We start from the raw sequence: 19,232 nt of genomic DNA on the forward strand, positions 1-19,232 counted from the left end.
GGCAGACATGCCGGTCTTTTTTGTGAAGAAGAATAGGTAAAAAAGAGGATTGTAATTGACAAAGATTCGGCTCTGGGGGTACACTAATTATAAAGATTACAATATAAGAATATTTTTGAAGAGAGGTGCATGATGAAATGGCTGCTCACGAACTAAAAGACGCTTTAGATGCTTTAAAAGAAACCGGTGTTCGAATTACTCCGCAGCGCCATGCCATCTTGGAGTTTCTCGTAAATTCTATGACTCACCCAACCGCGGACGATATATATAAAGCACTTGAAGGGAAATTTCCAAATATGAGTGTCGCAACGGTTTACAACAATTTACGAGTCTTCCGGGAATCTGGATTAGTAAAGGAATTAACGTACGGTGATTCCTCAAGCCGATTTGATTTTGCGACATCTGACCATTACCATGCGATTTGTGAAAACTGCGGAAAAATAGTGGACTTTCATTATCCTGGCCTTGATGAGGTTGAACAGCTTGCATCCCATGTGACGGGCTTTACAGTCAGTCATCATCGCTTGGAGATCTATGGGACTTGTCAAGAATGTGCGAAAAAAGAAAATCATTAATGAAAAAGCTGACCGGTTAAATGGTCAGCTTTTTTTATGACTTTTTTCGATTGTAGGATTCATCAAACTCTTTGCCTTCTAATGCTGGATCGAGTGTAAGCGGCTCTCTGCAATGCATGCACATGTCCACCCGCCCAAGCACTTTTGTTTCCTTCTCACAGCCTGGACATACGACACGGACTGCCTTCGTAGAAAGCATACCGATCCAAAAGTAAACCACTGTACTCAATCCGATCGATAAGACGCCGAGCAGCATAAAGAAAGTCGACAGCCAAATCGATTCCTTGAAGAACACACCGATATACATGATCAGAAAGCCAACAAAAACCAAACTAAGTGCAAATGTTCTGATTTTATTAATCTTACTGGAGTATTTCGCCATCCCTAGCCCCCCCTTGTCTCCAATATAGCACATTTTACCTTTCTGTTTGAATTAGTTATAGAGTTTTGTGAATAAATTGCTTATAATGATTCAATGATCTTTTTTCTTGAATTGAAGGAATTTTGATTCTATGAGGAGAAATACATAGCATTAGAGAAGAACTTTACACCCGAGTATTGGAGGAATCACTATGGAAAATCTTCTCCGTCCTATTTATCAAGAGAGAGCAAGTCACCCAGACACATTGGCTGTGATTATAGTAGAAAGAAGACACAAGGTATCTTCTGAGACGGATAACTTTGATGCAGCACTTCTAGTCATTGTAAAAGAAGCGGAAGAGCCGTTATTTATCAAGCACTATGAATCCGATCACCAAACAGCTTCTTTAAATGTTGTCACAGATGAGCAGTTGAAGGAATGGATCACCCTTGGCACAAACCGCCGAATCATTGATTGGATTTTGAATGGGAAAGTCCTATTTGATCGAAATGAATATATTTTCAACTTAATTGATGACCTGAGTACATTCCCATTTTCAAACCGCAAACTTAAAATCGGTTTAGAATACGGCAAGCTTATTCGCAGATATATAGAAGGAAAAGCATTTTTTGAGTCAAATCAATTCCTTGATGCATATAATTCAATTGTGCATGCTCTGCATCATTTGGCACGTATTGAAGTGATCGATAAAGGTTTCCACCCAGAAGTGACAGTTTGGAATCAGGTGCGTCATATGGAACCGGAAGTATATAAACTTTATTCAGAACTCATTGAAAGCCACGAAAGCCTTCATAAGCGTTTGGAACTTTTATTTTTAGCAAATGACTTTTTGATCCATTCAAAAGCAGAAATTGGCGCCGCTCATTTGCGTCATGTCATGGAACAGCAAGATATATGGCTTTTTGGAGAGCTTCTCGCGCATCCTGACCTCAAGTATTTCACGCCTGACCTTAGCGTCATGATTGATTTCTTTGTGGAAAAAGGAATTGTTCAGGTGGAGCCGATTGAGACAAAGGGGCAAAAAATCTATCATCGAGGATATTTTGTGAAAAAAGATATTGACGCCTGAATATTATGATGGTATATTATTATACGTCGCTAACGAGCAAACAAGTTGCTTTTGGAAGAAAAGCTGACAAAAAGAAATTCTAAAAAACACTTGACGCACACAGTGTCGAAATGTTATATTGAGAAAGTCGCCTCTGAGAGACGGCGAAGATGATCTTTGAAAACTAAACAAGACAAAACGTACCTGTTAATTCGAGTTTTTATAAAAAAATCCTATGTTATATCATAGGTAGTCAGTCAAACGCTGACGAGGCAGGAAATGATCACATGCTAAGTTCGCTACATCGTGTAGCAACGCATGTGTGATATGCATCCTGCATACCTCGGAGAGTTTGATCCTGGCTCAGGACGAACGCTGGCGGCGTGCCTAATACATGCAAGTCGAGCGGACAGAAGGGAGCTTGCTCCCGGATGTTAGCGGCGGACGGGTGAGTAACACGTGGGTAACCTGCCTGTAAGACTGGGATAACTCCGGGAAACCGGAGCTAATACCGGATAGTTCCTTGAACCGCATGGTTCAAGGATGAAAGACGGTTTCGGCTGTCACTTACAGATGGACCCGCGGCGCATTAGCTAGTTGGTGGGGTAATGGCTCACCAAGGCGACGATGCGTAGCCGACCTGAGAGGGTGATCGGCCACACTGGGACTGAGACACGGCCCAGACTCCTACGGGAGGCAGCAGTAGGGAATCTTCCGCAATGGACGAAAGTCTGACGGAGCAACGCCGCGTGAGTGATGAAGGTTTTCGGATCGTAAAGCTCTGTTGTTAGGGAAGAACAAGTGCGAGAGTAACTGCTCGCACCTTGACGGTACCTAACCAGAAAGCCACGGCTAACTACGTGCCAGCAGCCGCGGTAATACGTAGGTGGCAAGCGTTGTCCGGAATTATTGGGCGTAAAGGGCTCGCAGGCGGTTTCTTAAGTCTGATGTGAAAGCCCCCGGCTCAACCGGGGAGGGTCATTGGAAACTGGGAAACTTGAGTGCAGAAGAGGAGAGTGGAATTCCACGTGTAGCGGTGAAATGCGTAGAGATGTGGAGGAACACCAGTGGCGAAGGCGACTCTCTGGTCTGTAACTGACGCTGAGGAGCGAAAGCGTGGGGAGCGAACAGGATTAGATACCCTGGTAGTCCACGCCGTAAACGATGAGTGCTAAGTGTTAGGGGGTTTCCGCCCCTTAGTGCTGCAGCTAACGCATTAAGCACTCCGCCTGGGGAGTACGGTCGCAAGACTGAAACTCAAAGGAATTGACGGGGGCCCGCACAAGCGGTGGAGCATGTGGTTTAATTCGAAGCAACGCGAAGAACCTTACCAGGTCTTGACATCCTCTGACAACCCTAGAGATAGGGCTTTCCCTTCGGGGACAGAGTGACAGGTGGTGCATGGTTGTCGTCAGCTCGTGTCGTGAGATGTTGGGTTAAGTCCCGCAACGAGCGCAACCCTTGATCTTAGTTGCCAGCATTTAGTTGGGCACTCTAAGGTGACTGCCGGTGACAAACCGGAGGAAGGTGGGGATGACGTCAAATCATCATGCCCCTTATGACCTGGGCTACACACGTGCTACAATGGACAGAACAAAGGGCTGCGAGACCGCAAGGTTTAGCCAATCCCATAAATCTGTTCTCAGTTCGGATCGCAGTCTGCAACTCGACTGCGTGAAGCTGGAATCGCTAGTAATCGCGGATCAGCATGCCGCGGTGAATACGTTCCCGGGCCTTGTACACACCGCCCGTCACACCACGAGAGTTTGCAACACCCGAAGTCGGTGAGGTAACCTTTATGGAGCCAGCCGCCGAAGGTGGGGCAGATGATTGGGGTGAAGTCGTAACAAGGTAGCCGTATCGGAAGGTGCGGCTGGATCACCTCCTTTCTAAGGATATATGGAGCAGTGTGCGTTTTCGTCTTGTTTAGTTTTGAAGGATCATTCCTTCAAGACATGTCTCTAGCGAGACAGGATTGTTCTTTGAAAACTAGATAACAATAAGTAATACATTCACATTGAATGCAATGCAAAGTTCATCACACATAGTGATTCTTTCTAAAGTAAGAAATGGTTAAGTTAGAAAGGGCGCACGGTGGATGCCTTGGCACTAGGAGCCGATGAAGGACGGGACGAACACCGATATGCTTCGGGGAGCTGTAAGCAAGCTTTGATCCGGAGATTTCCGAATGGGGAAACCCACTGCTCGTAATGGAGTAGTATCCATACTTGAATACATAGAGTATGAGAAGGCATACCCGGGGAACTGAAACATCTAAGTACCCGGAGGAAGAGAAAGCAAATGCGATTCCCTGAGTAGCGGCGAGCGAAACGGGAACAGCCCAAACCAAGAGGCTTGCCTCTTGGGGTTGTAGGACACTCTATACGGAGTTACAAAGGAACGATATAAGCGAAGAGGTCTGGAAAGGCCCGCCAAAGAAGGTAACAGCCCTGTAACTGAAATGTTGTTCTCTCCAGAGTGGATCCTGAGTACGGCGGAACACGTGAAATTCCGTCGGAATCCGGGAGGACCATCTCCCAAGGCTAAATACTCCCTAGTGACCGATAGTGAACCAGTACCGTGAGGGAAAGGTGAAAAGCACCCCGGAAGGGGAGTGAAATAGATCCTGAAACCGTGTGCCTACAAGTAGTCAGAGCCCGTTAAAGGGTGATGGCGTGCCTTTTGTAGAATGAACCGGCGAGTTACGATCCCGTGCAAGGTTAAGCAGAAGATGCGGAGCCGCAGCGAAAGCGAGTCTGAATAGGGCGCATGAGTACGTGGTCGTAGACCCGAAACCAGGTGATCTACCCATGTCCAGGGTGAAGTTCAGGTAACACTGAATGGAGGCCCGAACCCACGCACGTTGAAAAGTGCGGGGATGAGGTGTGGGTAGGGGTGAAATGCCAATCGAACCTGGAGATAGCTGGTTCTCTCCGAAATAGCTTTAGGGCTAGCCTCAAGGTAAGAGTCTCGGAGGTAGAGCACTGATTGGACTAGGGGCCCCTACCGGGTTACCGAATTCAGTCAAACTCCGAATGCCGATGACTTATCCTTGGGAGTCAGACTGCGAGTGATAAGATCCGTAGTCGAAAGGGAAACAGCCCAGACCGCCAGCTAAGGTCCCAAAGTATACGTTAAGTGGAAAAGGATGTGGAGTTGCTTAGACAACCAGGATGTTGGCTTAGAAGCAGCCACCATTTAAAGAGTGCGTAATAGCTCACTGGTCGAGTGACTCTGCGCCGAAAATGTACCGGGGCTAAACGTATCACCGAAGCTGCGGACTGTTCTTACGAACAGTGGTAGGAGAGCGTTCTAAGTGCTGTGAAGTCAGACCGGAAGGACTGGTGGAGCGCTTAGAAGTGAGAATGCCGGTATGAGTAGCGAAAGACGGGTGAGAATCCCGTCCACCGAATGCCTAAGGTTTCCTGAGGAAGGCTCGTCCGCTCAGGGTTAGTCGGGACCTAAGCCGAGGCCGAAAGGCGTAGGCGATGGACAACAGGTTGATATTCCTGTACCACCTCCTCACCATTTGAGCAATGGGGGGACGCAGGAGGATAGGGTAAGCGCGGTATTGGATATCCGCGTCCAAGCAGTTAGGCTGGGAAATAGGCAAATCCGTTTCCCGTAAAGGCTGAGCTGTGATGGCGAGCGAAATTTAGTAGCGAAGTTCCTGATTCCACACTGCCAAGAAAAGCCTCTAGCGAGGTGAGAGGTGCCCGTACCGCAAACCGACACAGGTAGGCGAGGAGAGAATCCTAAGGTGATCGAGAGAACTCTCGTTAAGGAACTCGGCAAAATGACCCCGTAACTTCGGGAGAAGGGGTGCTTCTTAGGGTGTTAAAGCCCCGAGAAGCCGCAGTGAATAGGCCCAGGCGACTGTTTAGCAAAAACACAGGTCTCTGCGAAGCCGTAAGGCGAAGTATAGGGGCTGACGCCTGCCCGGTGCTGGAAGGTTAAGAGGAGCGCTTAGCGTAAGCGAAGGTGCGAATTGAAGCCCCAGTAAACGGCGGCCGTAACTATAACGGTCCTAAGGTAGCGAAATTCCTTGTCGGGTAAGTTCCGACCCGCACGAAAGGCGCAACGATCTGGGCACTGTCTCAACGAGAGACTCGGTGAAATTATAGTACCTGTGAAGATGCAGGTTACCCGCGACAGGACGGAAAGACCCCGTGGAGCTTTACTGCAGCCTGATATTGAATGTTGGTACAGCTTGTACAGGATAGGTAGGAGCCTTGGAAACCGGAGCGCTAGCTTCGGTGGAGGCATCGGTGGGATACTACCCTGGCTGTATTGACCTTCTAACCCGCTGCCCTTATCGGGCAGGGAGACAGTGTCAGGTGGGCAGTTTGACTGGGGCGGTCGCCTCCTAAAATGTAACGGAGGCGCCCAAAGGTTCCCTCAGAATGGTTGGAAATCATTCGCAGAGTGTAAAGGCACAAGGGAGCTTGACTGCGAGACCTACAAGTCGAGCAGGGACGAAAGTCGGGCTTAGTGATCCGGTGGTTCCGCATGGAAGGGCCATCGCTCAACGGATAAAAGCTACCCCGGGGATAACAGGCTTATCTCCCCCAAGAGTCCACATCGACGGGGAGGTTTGGCACCTCGATGTCGGCTCATCGCATCCTGGGGCTGTAGTCGGTCCCAAGGGTTGGGCTGTTCGCCCATTAAAGCGGTACGCGAGCTGGGTTCAGAACGTCGTGAGACAGTTCGGTCCCTATCCGTCGCGGGCGCAGGAAATTTGAGAGGAGCTGTCCTTAGTACGAGAGGACCGGGATGGACGCACCGCTGGTGTACCAGTTGTTCTGCCAAGGGCATCGCTGGGTAGCTATGTGCGGACGGGATAAGTGCTGAAAGCATCTAAGCATGAAGCCCCCCTCAAGATGAGATTTCCCATTCCGCAAGGAAGTAAGATCCCTGAAAGATGATCAGGTTGATAGGTCTGAGGTGGAAGCGTGGTGACACGTGGAGCTGACAGATACTAATAGATCGAGGACTTAACCTATATTCTAATGTGAAGCTTGAACATTGTTATCTAGTTTTGAGAGAACATTTTTTAAATATCTCTTGATTTATTTTCAATACATAGTATAATATCTTTTGTCACTAAATTGTCTGGTGATGATGGCGAAGAGGTCACACCCGTTCCCATACCGAACACGGAAGTTAAGCTCTTCAGCGCCGATGGTAGTTGGGGGTCTCCCCCTGTGAGAGTAGGACATCGCCAGGCTTTCTTCATTCCGCAGTAGCTCAGTGGTAGAGCTATCGGCTGTTAACCGATCGGTCGTAGGTTCGAATCCTACCTGCGGAGCCAATTTGGAGAGCTGTCCGAGTGGCCGAAGGAGCACGATTGGAAATCGTGTAGGCGGTAACCCCGTCTCAAGGGTTCGAATCCCTTGCTCTCCGCCACAATTTACATAATAAAGGGCCCGTTGGTCAAGCGGTTAAGACACCGCCCTTTCACGGCGGTAACACGGGTTCGAATCCCGTACGGGTCACCATTTTATAGAATATACACCAGTGTTTTTTATTCGGAGGATTAGCTCAGCTGGGAGAGCATCTGCCTTACAAGCAGAGGGTCGGCGGTTCGAGCCCGTCATCCTCCACCATATCTTTTATATCATCGCGGGGTGGAGCAGTTCGGTAGCTCGTCGGGCTCATAACCCGAAGGTCGCAGGTTCAAATCCTGCCCCCGCAACCAAATTATTTTATACACCAATGGGGAGTGCTCATTGAGTGCAACCAAAATGGTCCGGTAGTTCAGTTGGTTAGAATGCCTGCCTGTCACGCAGGAGGTCGCGGGTTCGAGTCCCGTCCGGACCGCCATTTTTAAAATAAATACTTGGCTCGGTAGCTCAGTTGGTAGAGCAACGGACTGAAAATCCGTGTGTCGGCGGTTCGATTCCGTCCCGAGCCACCACTATTTGCCGGTGTAGCTCAATTGGTAGAGCAACTGACTTGTAATCAGTAGGTTGGGGGTTCAAGTCCTCTTGCCGGCACTGTTTTTCAAATGTGGAGGGGTAGCGAAGTGGCTAAACGCGGCGGACTGTAAATCCGCTCCCTCCGGGTTCGGCGGTTCGAATCCGCCCCCCTCCACCATTTTTATTTTCATAGGGGCATAGTTTAAAGGTAGAACAGAGGTCTCCAAAACCTCCGGTGTGGGTTCGATTCCTACTGCCCCTGCCAATTTTCTTAATATGATTCATAACATCTATGGCGGTTGTGGCGAAGTGGTTAACGCACCAGATTGTGGCTCTGGCACTCGTGGGTTCGATTCCCATCAATCGCCCCATTTTATTATTGGGCTATAGCCAAGCGGTAAGGCAACGGACTTTGACTCCGTCATGCGTTGGTTCGAATCCAGCTAGCCCAGTTGATTCGCGGAAGTAGTTCAGTGGTAGAACACCACCTTGCCAAGGTGGGGGTCGCGGGTTCGAATCCCGTCTTCCGCTCCAATAATGGCGGCATAGCCAAGTGGTAAGGCAGAGGTCTGCAAAACCTTTATCCCCGGTTCAAATCCGGGTGTCGCCTTTTTGAAAAGACTGCCGGGGTGGTGGAATTGGCAGACACACAGGACTTAAAATCCTGCGGTAGGTGACTACCGTGCCGGTTCAAGTCCGGCCCTCGGCACCATGTTTTTTATCATAAGTTGCGCTCTTTAATGATCATGCCGGTGTGGCGGAATTGGCAGACGCGCACGACTCAAAATCGTGTTCCTCACGGAGTGCCGGTTCGACCCCGGCCACCGGTATCTATTAATAGTTTCATGATCGGTTTTTACCGTCAACCTAACGTTTCACCCTTGTGGTGAAACGTTTTTTTGTGGTTTAAATGAGTTATTTAGATAAAAATAGAAACCTATTAGAAAATAATGTGCATGTACTTCTTTTAGCAGAATAATCTTTAGATGATTTGCAACATTTGATAAGATACATTTAACCATGTAAGGAAACAAAATGGGATAGCGCATTCACATAAAACAGTGAAATACTTTTGTGTAACTAAATGAATATTTGTGGGTACATACACATCTTTAGCTAACATCATCATTGTGACCCAATTTGAGGGGAGAATTTATGAAAAAACAAAATGATCATGAAGAGTTATTGACAGGTGGCAATGTCTCGAACGTATATCGTTCTGGAGATACGGTTCGTCGAGAAGTAAAGTCAGACAATATCAATATACAAAAGCTGCTAAAGCATTTAGAACAAAAGAATTTCTCCTATGCTCCAAAGTTTTTAGGGGTTGATGAAAAAGGTAGAGAGATATTGTCCTTCATTGAAGGCGTAGCCGGTCATGATCCCTTAAAAGAATACATGTGCTCTCACCATGCCTTAAAAGAAATAGCGAGAATGCTTAGACTGTATCATGATGCTGTTCGTGATTTTCCCATTTCAGACGATTGGGAACGAATGGACAATACGCCTAACAACATAGAGGTTGTGTGCCATAATGATTTTGCTATGTACAATATCATTTTCAATAATGAAAAACCAGTAGGAATCATTGATTTTGATGTAGCTGCTCCTGGTCCAAGGCTGTGGGATATCGCATATACTCTGTATACTTGTGTACCTCTCAGTAGGTTTTTTCGCACAGAAACAGGAGAGATCGTGAACTACCATTCATCAGAACATGCAGACCAGATAAAGCATAGAGTGAAACTGTTTTTTGAAGCTTATGGTGAGGAAATAGCAGAAGATTATGTGGATATGGTGCTGCTGCGTTTAAAAGGGTTATGTCAGTACATGAAACGAAAAGCGAGTGAAGGTGATATAGCTTTTCAAAAAATGATTCATGAGGGGCACCTTGAACATTATCAAAAAGACATTCAATTCATTCATGAACACCGAAAAGAATGGATTTGAGGATGCCAAGAGCCTTCTAAAAGTCAAAGACCAATTAGGTGTTTATACCACTCTTATCACGCTTAAATAAGGAGGAGACATTTCCAGAAGCTGAAGGCGTATATTATGTTAAAGATAGTTGGGAGAACTACGATAAAATCAAAAAAGTGATTCAAAGGTGTTATTTAGAATGGGTGAATCAGTGTTAAGGAATCAGGTTTATGATTCAAAGATAAATGAGAAATAGAAAGAATGTAAAAAGGTGGAGTTGTTAACTTGCAAATGAAGACGATATTACAGACCATCATTGAAGACGAGGGATCACATGATTATCCGCTTTTTAGACAGTACTGTGTGAAGAAAGAACAGGGTCTGCGTAAAGATGCGTTAAAGGTTCTTCGGTTTTTTGTTGAAGAAATGAAGGAGAGCGAATTTGCAGCACGGCGTTCATTTGTTGCTTGGCTGTTTGAAAAGATTGAACGGTTTGAGGATGGTCATCATTTGCTTGTGTATCCATTGATCATTGGGGTGATTCAGCCTGTTATGCAAGAGTGGGAGAAGGTTGATCCTATGGATGTGAGACAGTATCGCTGGCAGGGCTTGTTTGTGCATCAGGGAGAAGGGCTGCCCTATTTATTGAAGGCACTAGAGCTTGGAGGTAGCAAGGAGCAGCGTGTCATTGTACAAATTTGCGAAACCTATTTATCGGCTTTGTGGTATTCGTTTCATCATATACATGAAGATCTTTATTTAAGCACCTATGAGAAAGATCAAGAGCGAATTCAAGGCATTGAAGATGTCATGATGCTGATCGAAGATAAAAGGATTCGTACCAATGTTGAAAAACAAGCAGCCTATTATGATCAGCTTTTATCGGACTGGAAGAAATTTCAGCAAACGGAGACAAGAGGCTTCATGAAATGGTGTGCGGAGCGTAAGAAGCCGTATGAGTGGGTAGAGGCTTTTTATTATTAACAATAGATGAGGAAACGGCAGAATTCATTCTGCCGTTTATTTATGCCATATACGCTCTATTTCTATATGATCTGGTTTGAAATATTTCAGAACATAGACATCTGGATTACTTAGCTTCTCCCACTCTTTGAATCCAATCGTGGGATCGGCATGTTTAAGAAGCAGGCTCATAAGATTGCCATGTGTGACGAATAGAGTATGATTTTTTCCTAATTTTATTTGTTCATAGAGTGCCTCTACAATACGATTCATCGCTTCTTGGCTCGATTCTCCGCCTTCACAGGCCATATGCAAGTCCGTAAAACTGAGCTTTAGTTTCTCGTACCAATCGTCCATTGGCTTGCTGCTTAACACACGTTCAGAGAGACGCTGATCAATTTGTATCTCGAGTTGTTTTGCATGAGCAAGAGGCTCAATGGTTTGGATCGCTCGCTTATAGGGACTTGAGATGATCTTATTGAGGTGAATGCCGGAAAAGAACTGTGCTAGTGCATGAGATTGTGCGATGCCTTGTGGCGTTAAATACGCATCCTCGGATTGTTCAGTTGCTTGGCAGTGTCTGACGATATAATATGTTTTCATGGGCCACACCTTTCATTGAGTATAAAAAAATCATCCAGGAGGATGAGGATAGGTTCATTTGTTCGGATCTGTTTCTTTATAGGGATCTGTGAGCTTCGAGGTGAGGTCTAAGTTGAACAAAAAATCATCTACTGTGTCTGTACCAAAGGGAAGTGTGGAGAAGTTGATTGGGATGCTGTCTTCTTTCATTTCTGAGATGATCTGTTGTTTAGGCTGCTTTTTTCTCCAGTACTTAAACAAGCGCATGTAAAGCCCCCTTTTCTATGAAAAAGATGGATTTATACATAATATACGGGGAGAGTTGTCCAGGCGTCAAATGTTTTCTTAGAGAACGATGAAAAGAGCCATAGGAAAGCAAGGCCCTTTTGTCCATTTACTTGGCACGACGTAATGCTTTCAGCACTTTACGTTCGCATTTTAAGTTGTATCGCTTTTGATGAAGTTTATCTGTGTTACATCTGCCAATGACTTGGCGGACATCTGGATGATAAATGATGAGATGCCTGTAAGCTGGATCATTTAATAACTCATGAAACCAGCTATGTTTTTTGAGATGGGCTGCGTTTCTAGAGATATCCTCTTCATCTACCTGTAGAAAAGGGATATATACAGCAAGTGAAAAGATATCGAAAATGAATCCTATGTTGGTTCCTCCTTCCATATTATTTCCTACGCTTAGAAGGAGGAAAGGTTTCATTCAATAAAACTTTAAAAACAATCCCAATGCATAAACCATTCTTTTGTGTCTTTGTCGTAATAGAAATACATCGTGCCATTATCACCAATCATGAACCGAGGTTTTTCTTCTGAGGCGATTTGCAGCATGAATTCGCCTTGTTGTTGATGGGGTGGGGATTGAATATACGCCCCATATCCACCGATTTTTGTGAACGAATAATTGGTGTATTGATCAAAGAAGTGTTCTGTCGCTTCATCACTTTCATTTACTTCTGATAAATCGACGTATGACCACGCTTCTTCCCAGCAAGGGTAGTCTTCTTGCTCACTTTCCTTCCATTGGATTTGAAAGGGTTTGAGTCCTCTCACTTCTTCAGGAGTTTCAACTACTTCTAATCCTTCCATATCTGCATATTCAATGAGCTTCCAGCCCTCGCCGTTTTTGGTAATATCCATCGGAAGTGCTTTCTGGTTGAGAAAGATTTGAATCATTTTACATTCATTGAATTCGTTCAATCCTCCTGGCACTTCAGGTAAATAAATTTGTAAGATCGGAATCATGACGCCATCTTGATCTATGGGCCAGCCTTGATCGGGGTGGATGAAGAAATGACCGGCAAACCAGCTGTGTGTTGCTGGATCAGGACGAAAGCCGCCAATCTTAGCCACGACGGGTGTTTTTCCAATTTGCTTTAATTCATGAAAAGCCTTGATCTCCATTATTTATCCCGCCAATCTTTAGCCTGCAATGTGGGCATCTTGAAACGTGCCATTGATATTGCCTGAGACAATGATGACATGTCCCCAAAATAAATCACCGTCATGACAGTAGACTTCAAACTCTCCATCTGGGTAAGCATGCAGACTTTCAAGGGAGATGCGGCTTATAAAGTGATCCAGAGTAAGCTCTTCTTGTGTTTCAGCGGAGTCATCTTGCTCCTGCCAGTCTTTAGCTAATTCAAGCAGCTGATTTGCTGCAAATGATTTAATAGAAGCATCCCATGTGGTCTTCTCTTTCATGAGTTGTCTAGCGGTTCGAAGTGAGTCGTTTACTTTTTCATCTTCTTCGAGGTTGAAGTAGAGCAGGCATTCTTGATTACTCCACTGGATCGTTGTTTCAAATAAGTCTAGTCCTTTCACTAATTCAAAGGTGCCCAGCAGGTCATCATGATAAAAGACAGGTTTTTGGGCTTCTTCTAGTATCTCTTGCAGCTCTTCATCCTGTGTATCTGTATCGATGAGTGATACAAGCATGAACTCACCTTCACCTTTTCGGACCTGAAGTGTCACGATTGATTCTTTATGTAATTGTGCCTGCTTTTCCCTTAATCCCTCTTCATCTGTTAACCAGCAGAGTCTTATGTTTTCTGTTGTAACGAAGTCTTTTTCCTTCCATGCAATCAGTGGAATAGAAGCAGTCCAAAGAGCTTCCTGTCCGGCTTTTCCTGCACCTACTCCTGAAGGTCCTGTGACAGCAATGATGTGATCTATTTCTTCTGAAAATCGTTCTTCAAATGCGTTAATTTGTTTGTTATGTTTCATGTGATTGTCCTCCAGCCTGATTTGTTGAAAATCTATATCTTTATCACACCGCACATGAGGAGGAGAAATCAAGCTTTTTTTGCTTAAAACTTTTTTAGATTGTCAGAAGGAGAGAAAATACATGGATGATTGGAGGTTGAGTCACAATAAATACGAATAAGTTATGTATCGAACTTTGTATATATTTTGGTAAATGAGTCGAAAAGCCTAGGTGATTCTTCCTTTTCTTTATAATTACTTTGACACGAATAGATGAAAAAAGTAAAGTAGTACTGAGTGATTTACAAACCCTTCTTCATCTATTGAATTGCAAAGTGTGTGTAAATGAAATGTAAATGGATATTTTTCCTTTTATTTACTCGTATTTTTTTTGAAACCTATAATGCTTCTCATACGTTATATTAACGGAGCACACATATCCGGCGGAAACAGAGCATCGGGAATGCTTGGTGAAGAAGATTTACATTTGCAAAATCAATGTAAATTTTTTATGATTTCATTTATATCAGAACGATAATAAGAAAGAAGAGGTTTTATGAAAAAAATATTTGCGAACAAATATAGCTTTTTTGTATTGGCTGTCCTTTTATTTTGGGCGAAATCGTATGCAGCCTACAAAATGGACTTTAATTTAGGAGTGAAAGGTTCTTTTCAAGAGGGTCTTCTCTTATTAAATCCATTTAGTTCAGCCATTGTGTTTTTGGGACTGGCTCTCTTTTTGAAGGGTCGTAAATCTGCCATAGTATTAATTGTGATTGACTTTATTATGACCGCACTTTTATATGCGAATGTAGCTTACTACCGTTTCTTTGATGACTTTTTGACTTTCTCCACAATGAAGCAAGCAGGCAATCTTGGAGGAGGCATGACTGGCGGTGTGTTATCTAGTATTAAGCCGCATGACCTTTTATATTTCCTTGATATCATTATCTTGATTGCGATTGTGATCTGGAGACCAGAAGTGAAGAAATTCCAAATGAAAAAGACATTTGCACTGTTGATTGTGGCTACAGGTGTAGGACTGTTCTTTGTAAACCTTCATTTAGCTGAAAAGGACCGTCCAGAATTATTAACAAGAACATTTGATCATAAGTATGTTGTCAAATATTTAGGTGTTTATAATTATACGATTTATGACGGAGTACAATCAGCACAAAATGCAACACAGGTAGCAAATGCGAGCAGTGAAGATTTAACGGATGTTGTAAACTATACAGCTTCTCACTATGCGAAGCCAAACGCAGAGTATTTCGGTAAAGCAAAAGGGAAAAACATCATTAAAATCCATTTAGAAAGCTTCCAGTCTTTCTTAATTGACTACAAACTAAATGGAGAAGAAGTGACACCGTTTTTAAACAAGCTGGCTCATGGGAAAGAGGACTTTACGTATTTTGATAACTTCTTCCATCAGACAGGTCAAGGAAAGACAGCTGATGCTGAACTGATGATGGATAATAGTATGTTCGGCTTGCCAGAGGGAGCAGCGTTTGTGACAAAAGGTGAAAATACTTACCAATCACTCCCTGCTATCCTAGATCAAAAAGCAGGCTATACGAGCGCAGTGCTTCATGGCGACTATAAATCTTTCTGGAACCGTGACACGATTTATAAACATATGGGATATGATCAATTCTTCGATGCTTCACATTACAACATGGATGAAGAAAATCTTGTGAATATGGGTCTGAAGGATAAACCATTCTTCAAAGAATCAATCCCGATGCTAGAATCAATGAAAAAGCCATTTTATGCACATTTAATGACATTGACTAATCACTATCCATTTAATTTAGATGAAAAAGATGCGACGATTGCTAAGGCAACAACTGGTGACAAAACAGTAGATAACTACTTCCAAACAGCAAGGTATCTAGATGAGTCATTAGAGCAATTCTTTAAAGACTTGAAAAAATCAGGTATGTATAAAGACTCGGTCATTTTATTATATGGTGATCACAACGGTATTTCTGAAAACCATAACCGTGCAATGAGCGAAATTCAAGGGAAAGAAATTACACCTTATCAAAATGCTCAAAACCAGCGTGTACCACTCATGATTCGTATTCCTGGCAAACAGGGCGGCGTGAACCATACGTATGGTGGTGAAGTAGACGTGATGCCTACGCTTCTTCACTTACAAGGTATTGATTCAAATGAGTATGTGAATTTTGGAACAGATCTATTCTCTAAGAAACATGATCAAACTGTTGCATTCCGTAACGGAAACTATGTGACACCAAAATATACACTTGTAGATAACACTGTCTATGATACAAAAACAGGTAAAGTTGTGAAACAAAATAAAAAGACAGAGGCGATTAAAGCCCGTGTCGATAATCAGTTAAGCCTTTCAGATAAAGTGCTTTATAGGGATCTTCTTCGATTCCATAAGCTGTCTGATTTTAAACCAGTGAATCCATCTGATTATTTCTATGGTAAATCAAAAGAAAAAGAAGAGGATTCTTCTACTAAGTAACTGAGTTTTGGGCAAGCACAGAAGGGTGCTTGCCTTTTTCTCTCTCATCGCTTGATTTGTTGGCAAATTATGTTTATATTTAGGGTGATACAAGCGTGATGCTGGCGTGCAGCTAGCGGAACTCATTTCGTCCTAGGGGATTTCAGGAGGAGCTTATGACAACAAATACAAAAACACAAAAAAAGAAATCAGAAGTATGGGGCTGGCTCAAAGCGATCTTAATCGCATTCATTGCCGTTTTTATCATTCGTAACTTTTTATTCGCACCGTATATTGTAAAAGGGACCTCTATGGATCCAACATTGCATAATACAGAGCGGGTTTTTGTGAATAAGACGGTTGATTATTTCGGTGATTATAAGCGGGGACAGATCATTGTTCTTGATGGGGAAGACCGCAGTACTCATTATGTTAAACGGTTGATTGGTTTACCTGGTGATAAAATTGAAATGAAAAATGACCAGCTGTATGTCAATGGTCAAAAGGTGGCAGAGCCTTACTTAGCGTCAAACAAAAAGAAAGCAGCCGCAGATGGCATCTTGCTGACACCTGATTTTGGTCCTCTTACCGTTCCAAAAGGCAAGTATTTTGTCATGGGTGACAACCGTCAAAACTCAATGGACAGTCGTAATGGCTTAGGTCTTTTTACAAAGAGTGATATTCAAGGAACGACATCATTTGTGTTCTATCCTTTCCAAGACGTTCGACTACTCAATAATGAATGAAACATAAAAAAGCACACAGAGGTGTGCTTTTTCTATTTCATTCAGCCTGGCTCTTTTTGATCGCCTGTTCAAGATCTGCAATAATGTCTTCAATCGCTTCTGTTCCAACAGATAAACGAATGAGCTCAGGTGTGACGCCTGTCGCTTTTTGTTCTGCTTCACTTAATTGCTGATGCGTTGTGCTGGCAGGATGAATGATCAATGATTTAGAATCGCCCACATTTGCGAGATGTGAGAAAAGTTTAACTGAATCAATAAGCTTTTTACCTGCTTCTCGTCCACCTTTAATACCGAATGTGAGAATGGCGCCTTGTCCTTTTGGTAAATAGGTTTGAGCAAGCTCATAAGATTCATGGCTTTCAAGACCTGGGTAGCTTACCCAATCTACAAGAGGGTGATCTTGTAAGAATTGCGCTGTTTTTAACGCATTTTCACTATGTCGCTCGAGACGCAGATGCAAAGTTTCTAGGCCTTGCAGAAGTAAAAATGAGTTGAAAGGTGACAAGGCTGCTCCTAAATCCCGTAAGAGCTGCACACGTGCTTTTGTGATATAAGCCGCTTCTCCAATTGCTTCGGTATACGTCAGGCCGTGATAACTTGGATCTGGTTCAGTCAGCCCTTTGAACTTATCACTGTCGGCCCAAGGAAACTTGCCGCTATCGACAATGACACCGCCAATTGATGTACCATGACCGCCAATGAATTTTGTAGCGGAATGGACGACAATGTCTGCGCCAAACTCAATCGGTCTTAATAAATATGGGCTTGCGAGCGTATTGTCCACAATAAGCGGAATGTGGTGCTTGTGTGCAATGGCTGAGATGGCTTCAATATGTAGAATGTCGCCTTTAGGATTCCCAATACTCTCTGCATACACTGCCTTCGTTTTGTCTGTAATCGCTGCTTCGAGTTCTTCAAGGTTGGATGAATCGACAAATTTCACTGTAATGCCGAGCTTTTTAAGCGTATGAGCAAACAGATTGTAGGTGCCTCCATAAAGGCTGCTGGAGGAGACAATTTCGTCACCAGCTCCTGCAATGTTTAAAATAGAATAAGTGGTCGCTGCTTGTCCAGAAGAGACAGCAAGTGCACCAATGCCGCCCTCAAGCTCGGCGATCCGTTTTTCAAAGACGTCATTTGTGGGATTCATAATGCGAGAGTAAATATTTCCGGGTTCCTGCAGTCCGAATAAATTCGCCGCATGCTCACTATCTCTAAAACCGAAAGAGCTTGTTTGGTAAATAGGCACGGCTCTTGAATAGGTTGCTGAATCAAGCTCCTGACCTGCGTGAATGGCTTTTGTTTCTAAACGGAATGGACGTTCTTCTGACATGTGTGTATCCTCCTTTTGTTAGATAAAACCAACTACTTTGATAAGAAATATTTAATAAGACTATAAATCTTGTTTCGAGCTTGGTCAATCATTTTTTAGATAAATCTGAAAAAATAATAAATAAAGTTGATGGGCTTTTTTAATTTCAATGAGGAAGGGTGTGGATACGCTGGATGAAAAGAGGGATTGTTGCATTAGAGAGTACGGATCAGTTTTTTTGAAAGCAATCAATCATTGCCAACTAGTGAAATCATGGGAATGTCTATGCTGTAAGTTGTTTTTTCATAAAAAGAAGCGAATCATATGTTGGATGTTACTCAAGAAAAGAAAGGGCTTTTTTCCCAATGGACTTTCTTGTATATACATATTTTAAGTGACAAGAGAAGAAGGGAAATAGACTCACTCTTTTATCGGAATTATCAGTAAATATTTCGTAAATGGTGTGTTAACGACATATAATTAGGACCTTTTTATCTGATATATCGGGGGAATTCTTGCTATTTCACAAAAAAGAAAGAATATATAAAGGGATTGATAAAAATGGACTATTTCAAAAAAAGAAGAAAAAAGATGGTTTAATTGCCATTATATGGGTTTTGTGGTTCTTAAGGAGTGAAAAAATCTAGCTAATAAGATAGGGGTTCTGTACTTGAAAGTGAAGAATTGAATAAAAAGTCACATTTTATCCGAAAGTACGTTCGGTCAAAAATGGGATCTTCTGTTGATGTTTGGAGAGTAGAGCCTATGATACGATCATCATAAGCTGGGAGGTGAAAAGTATGACTTATGCAGCGCCGCAAGTTGACTATTCCACTATGGAACCTGCTATTATGGACCAAGCTTGGTTCTTAGTATTTGTTGCTGTCCTTCTTGGATTGGGAGCAACAGTTGTTCTAGGAGCAGCAGTTTGGTGTTTAGCAAACGGCAAGGGTAGCTTTACAGGAGCCGTTCAGTGGGAAAGTGGCTTAAAAGTCCAAATTGAATGTAAGTAGCTATACTTAGGATTCATCTTTTTACTTCTATGAAATGACACCAAGGCTAAACCGTCTGTGGCGGGCGGTTTAGCCTG

At 43.5% G+C, this 19,232-nt stretch carries 14 protein-coding genes, 16 tRNA genes and 3 rRNA genes; 26 read left to right on the top strand and 7 right to left on the bottom strand.

Annotation, left to right across the window (positions count from 1 at the left end; all coding sequences use genetic code 11):
- Positions 1 to 137: 137 nt before the first annotated feature.
- Complete coding sequence (perR, locus tag NSS78_RS04405) at positions 138 to 575, top strand: peroxide-responsive transcriptional repressor PerR (protein ID WP_003217782.1); 438 nt, start codon at positions 138 to 140, stop codon at positions 573 to 575.
- 34 nt (positions 576 to 609) lie between these two features.
- Here the strand turns inward: perR and NSS78_RS04410 are convergent, their stop codons facing one another.
- Positions 610 to 957: a YgzB family protein gene (locus NSS78_RS04410; RefSeq protein WP_003217804.1), complete on the bottom strand. Its 348-nt coding sequence runs from the start codon at positions 955 to 957 to the stop codon at positions 610 to 612.
- Between the two features lie 190 nt (positions 958 to 1,147).
- Here NSS78_RS04410 and NSS78_RS04415 point away from each other — a divergent pair, with 190 nt between their 5' ends.
- The 22 genes from NSS78_RS04415 to NSS78_RS04520 all read left to right on the top strand — a co-directional run bounded on the left by NSS78_RS04415 (position 1,148) and on the right by NSS78_RS04520 (position 10,827).
- Positions 1,148 to 2,026, top strand: a complete 879-nt coding sequence (locus NSS78_RS04415) for a nucleotidyltransferase-like protein (protein ID WP_003217861.1) — start codon at positions 1,148 to 1,150, stop codon at positions 2,024 to 2,026.
- Positions 2,027 to 2,345: 319 nt separating this feature from the next.
- Positions 2,346 to 3,894: ribosomal RNA gene (locus NSS78_RS04420) — 16S ribosomal RNA — on the top strand.
- 182 nt (positions 3,895 to 4,076) lie between these two features.
- Positions 4,077 to 7,007, top strand: a 23S ribosomal RNA gene (locus NSS78_RS04425).
- A gap of 109 nt (positions 7,008 to 7,116) precedes the next feature.
- Positions 7,117 to 7,232, top strand: a 5S ribosomal RNA gene (rrf, locus tag NSS78_RS04430).
- Together the 16S, 23S and 5S rRNA genes with 16 tRNA genes alongside form the textbook arrangement of a ribosomal RNA operon.
- Positions 7,233 to 7,241: 9 nt before the next feature.
- Positions 7,242 to 7,316 (top strand) — tRNA-Asn (locus tag NSS78_RS04435).
- Between the two features lie 4 nt (positions 7,317 to 7,320).
- Positions 7,321 to 7,411, top strand: a tRNA-Ser gene (locus NSS78_RS04440).
- 17 nt (positions 7,412 to 7,428) lie between these two features.
- Positions 7,429 to 7,503, top strand: a tRNA-Glu gene (locus tag NSS78_RS04445).
- A gap of 32 nt (positions 7,504 to 7,535) precedes the next feature.
- A tRNA-Val gene (locus NSS78_RS04450) sits at positions 7,536 to 7,611 on the top strand.
- 15 nt (positions 7,612 to 7,626) lie between these two features.
- A tRNA-Met gene (locus NSS78_RS04455) sits at positions 7,627 to 7,703 on the top strand.
- A 48-nt stretch (positions 7,704 to 7,751) separates the two neighbouring features.
- A tRNA-Asp gene (locus NSS78_RS04460) sits at positions 7,752 to 7,828 on the top strand.
- Between the two features lie 18 nt (positions 7,829 to 7,846).
- Positions 7,847 to 7,922 (top strand) — tRNA-Phe (locus NSS78_RS04465).
- A 6-nt stretch (positions 7,923 to 7,928) separates the two neighbouring features.
- A tRNA-Thr gene (locus tag NSS78_RS04470) sits at positions 7,929 to 8,001 on the top strand.
- A 15-nt stretch (positions 8,002 to 8,016) separates the two neighbouring features.
- Positions 8,017 to 8,101: transfer RNA gene (locus tag NSS78_RS04475), tRNA-Tyr, on the top strand.
- A gap of 13 nt (positions 8,102 to 8,114) precedes the next feature.
- Positions 8,115 to 8,188: transfer RNA gene (locus tag NSS78_RS04480), tRNA-Trp, on the top strand.
- A 30-nt stretch (positions 8,189 to 8,218) separates the two neighbouring features.
- Positions 8,219 to 8,294: transfer RNA gene (locus tag NSS78_RS04485), tRNA-His, on the top strand.
- A gap of 9 nt (positions 8,295 to 8,303) precedes the next feature.
- Positions 8,304 to 8,375, top strand: a tRNA-Gln gene (locus tag NSS78_RS04490).
- A 7-nt stretch (positions 8,376 to 8,382) separates the two neighbouring features.
- Positions 8,383 to 8,457: transfer RNA gene (locus tag NSS78_RS04495), tRNA-Gly, on the top strand.
- A gap of 5 nt (positions 8,458 to 8,462) precedes the next feature.
- Positions 8,463 to 8,533: transfer RNA gene (locus NSS78_RS04500), tRNA-Cys, on the top strand.
- 13 nt (positions 8,534 to 8,546) lie between these two features.
- Positions 8,547 to 8,635: transfer RNA gene (locus NSS78_RS04505), tRNA-Leu, on the top strand.
- A gap of 36 nt (positions 8,636 to 8,671) precedes the next feature.
- A tRNA-Leu gene (locus tag NSS78_RS04510) sits at positions 8,672 to 8,753 on the top strand.
- A 325-nt stretch (positions 8,754 to 9,078) separates the two neighbouring features.
- Complete coding sequence (locus tag NSS78_RS04515) at positions 9,079 to 9,873, top strand: phosphotransferase (RefSeq protein WP_212046137.1); 795 nt, start codon at positions 9,079 to 9,081, stop codon at positions 9,871 to 9,873.
- A gap of 255 nt (positions 9,874 to 10,128) precedes the next feature.
- Positions 10,129 to 10,827, top strand: a complete 699-nt coding sequence (locus NSS78_RS04520; protein WP_212046136.1) for a hypothetical protein — start codon at positions 10,129 to 10,131, stop codon at positions 10,825 to 10,827.
- A 36-nt stretch (positions 10,828 to 10,863) separates the two neighbouring features.
- Here NSS78_RS04520 and NSS78_RS04525 read toward each other — a convergent pair whose 3' ends face one another.
- The 5 genes from NSS78_RS04525 to NSS78_RS04545 form a co-directional block, all read right to left on the bottom strand.
- Positions 10,864 to 11,409 (bottom strand): histidine phosphatase family protein, encoded by a 546-nt coding sequence (locus NSS78_RS04525; protein WP_212046135.1) that lies wholly within the window; start codon positions 11,407 to 11,409, stop codon positions 10,864 to 10,866.
- 54 nt (positions 11,410 to 11,463) lie between these two features.
- Entirely contained in the window at positions 11,464 to 11,655 is a 192-nt protein-coding gene (locus NSS78_RS04530) for a hypothetical protein (protein ID WP_003212265.1), read from the bottom strand.
- Positions 11,656 to 11,782: 127 nt separating this feature from the next.
- The gene (locus NSS78_RS04535) at positions 11,783 to 12,070 is read right to left on the bottom strand and encodes a hypothetical protein (protein ID WP_249118285.1); all 288 of its coding nucleotides are present in this window, start codon (positions 12,068 to 12,070) and stop codon (positions 11,783 to 11,785) included.
- Between the two features lie 47 nt (positions 12,071 to 12,117).
- Complete coding sequence (locus NSS78_RS04540) at positions 12,118 to 12,807, bottom strand: DUF1963 domain-containing protein (protein WP_050945450.1); 690 nt, start codon at positions 12,805 to 12,807, stop codon at positions 12,118 to 12,120.
- A gap of 18 nt (positions 12,808 to 12,825) precedes the next feature.
- A complete protein-coding gene (locus NSS78_RS04545) occupies positions 12,826 to 13,629 on the bottom strand; it encodes a DUF2262 domain-containing protein (protein WP_050945449.1) in 804 nt (267 codons plus the stop codon).
- A gap of 535 nt (positions 13,630 to 14,164) precedes the next feature.
- Between NSS78_RS04545 and NSS78_RS04550 the strand changes: the two genes are divergently transcribed.
- Positions 14,165 to 16,105, top strand: coding sequence for an LTA synthase family protein (locus NSS78_RS04550; RefSeq protein ID WP_126741983.1), 1,941 nt, complete (start codon positions 14,165 to 14,167; stop codon positions 16,103 to 16,105).
- Between the two features lie 155 nt (positions 16,106 to 16,260).
- Positions 16,261 to 16,830: a signal peptidase I gene (gene lepB, locus NSS78_RS04555; protein ID WP_003211638.1), complete on the top strand. Its 570-nt coding sequence runs from the start codon at positions 16,261 to 16,263 to the stop codon at positions 16,828 to 16,830.
- A gap of 37 nt (positions 16,831 to 16,867) precedes the next feature.
- On the opposite strand, the gene NSS78_RS04560 is transcribed toward lepB, so the two are convergent.
- Positions 16,868 to 18,163 (bottom strand): homocysteine synthase, encoded by a 1,296-nt coding sequence (locus tag NSS78_RS04560; protein ID WP_003211883.1) that lies wholly within the window; start codon positions 18,161 to 18,163, stop codon positions 16,868 to 16,870.
- Positions 18,164 to 18,942: 779 nt separating this feature from the next.
- Between NSS78_RS04560 and NSS78_RS04565 the strand changes: the two genes are divergently transcribed.
- Positions 18,943 to 19,155, top strand: a complete 213-nt coding sequence (locus NSS78_RS04565; RefSeq protein ID WP_003211695.1) for a hypothetical protein — start codon at positions 18,943 to 18,945, stop codon at positions 19,153 to 19,155.
- Positions 19,156 to 19,232 lie beyond the last annotated feature (77 nt).

Source organism: Bacillus sp. FSL W8-0920 (genome assembly GCF_038593215.1).
Classification (GTDB): domain Bacteria; phylum Bacillota; class Bacilli; order Bacillales; family Bacillaceae; genus Bacillus; species Bacillus pumilus.

Coding starts and splice junctions, on each gene's coding strand:
- perR (WP_003217782.1), top strand. CDS start 138: ATGGCTGCTCACGAACTAAAAGACGCTTTAGATGCTTTAAAAGAAACC.
- NSS78_RS04410 (WP_003217804.1), bottom strand. CDS start 957: ATGGCGAAATACTCCAGTAAGATTAATAAAATCAGAACATTTGCACTT.
- NSS78_RS04415 (WP_003217861.1), top strand. CDS start 1,148: ATGGAAAATCTTCTCCGTCCTATTTATCAAGAGAGAGCAAGTCACCCA.
- NSS78_RS04515 (WP_212046137.1), top strand. CDS start 9,079: ATGAAAAAACAAAATGATCATGAAGAGTTATTGACAGGTGGCAATGTC.
- NSS78_RS04525 (WP_212046135.1), bottom strand. CDS start 11,409: ATGAAAACATATTATATCGTCAGACACTGCCAAGCAACTGAACAATCC.
- NSS78_RS04530 (WP_003212265.1), bottom strand. CDS start 11,655: ATGCGCTTGTTTAAGTACTGGAGAAAAAAGCAGCCTAAACAACAGATC.
- NSS78_RS04535 (WP_249118285.1), bottom strand. CDS start 12,070: ATGGAAGGAGGAACCAACATAGGATTCATTTTCGATATCTTTTCACTT.
- NSS78_RS04540 (WP_050945450.1), bottom strand. CDS start 12,807: ATGGAGATCAAGGCTTTTCATGAATTAAAGCAAATTGGAAAAACACCC.
- NSS78_RS04545 (WP_050945449.1), bottom strand. CDS start 13,629: ATGAAACATAACAAACAAATTAACGCATTTGAAGAACGATTTTCAGAA.
- NSS78_RS04550 (WP_126741983.1), top strand. CDS start 14,165: ATGAAAAAAATATTTGCGAACAAATATAGCTTTTTTGTATTGGCTGTC.
- lepB (WP_003211638.1), top strand. CDS start 16,261: ATGACAACAAATACAAAAACACAAAAAAAGAAATCAGAAGTATGGGGC.
- NSS78_RS04560 (WP_003211883.1), bottom strand. CDS start 18,163: ATGTCAGAAGAACGTCCATTCCGTTTAGAAACAAAAGCCATTCACGCA.
- NSS78_RS04565 (WP_003211695.1), top strand. CDS start 18,943: ATGACTTATGCAGCGCCGCAAGTTGACTATTCCACTATGGAACCTGCT.